At 40.0% G+C, this 475-nt stretch carries 1 protein-coding gene; it reads right to left on the bottom strand.

The features are described from left to right. Window positions 1-241: 241 nt before the first annotated feature. A partial coding sequence (locus K5G00_RS29565) for a hypothetical protein (protein WP_238770258.1) occupies window positions 242-475 on the bottom strand: 234 nt, incomplete at its 5' end.

The raw sequence follows: 475 nt of genomic DNA, 5'->3' as shown, positions 1-475 counted from the left end.
CCTACCTTGATATGTGCAGATTTAAAAGATGGCAGCAAGGTTTCGTATAACTTGCGTACACCAACCCTGGGCTGTACCTTGCGTTCTTCTTTTACAAGCTCTATTACCCGTGATTCAACAGATTTGCAGCGTTTCCACCGTCGCTGGTATTTATAGTATGCATCTCGCTTAAGGTTAAAGCAAGCACATATCTTTGACATGCTTGCTATACCTGTTTGTTTCGTAATTGCAGTAGCCTTCATCAGGGCTTGATGTTTAAATTTTTTTTTAACTCATCCACGTTCTTGTACCCCAGTTTTTTTGCTGCCACTTCCAGATATGAATCCAGGGCCAGCTTGTCAAGGTCTTTCTTAATCAACAACTCTTTTAGTTGCTTGATTTCCTTTTGCAAGGCTTTCAGACGTGATGTTTCTCCTTCTGTTTCCACTAGAATTCTTGTGTTCATTAAATCTTTCCGGTTGTACTTTTTTATCCA

The sequence above is a fragment of the Maribellus maritimus genome (assembly GCF_022267315.1).
Classification (GTDB): Bacteria; Bacteroidota; Bacteroidia; order Bacteroidales; family Prolixibacteraceae; genus Draconibacterium; species Draconibacterium maritimum.
Note: the sequence above shows the minus strand (reverse complement) of the source record. Positions and strands in the feature narration are given on the sequence as shown.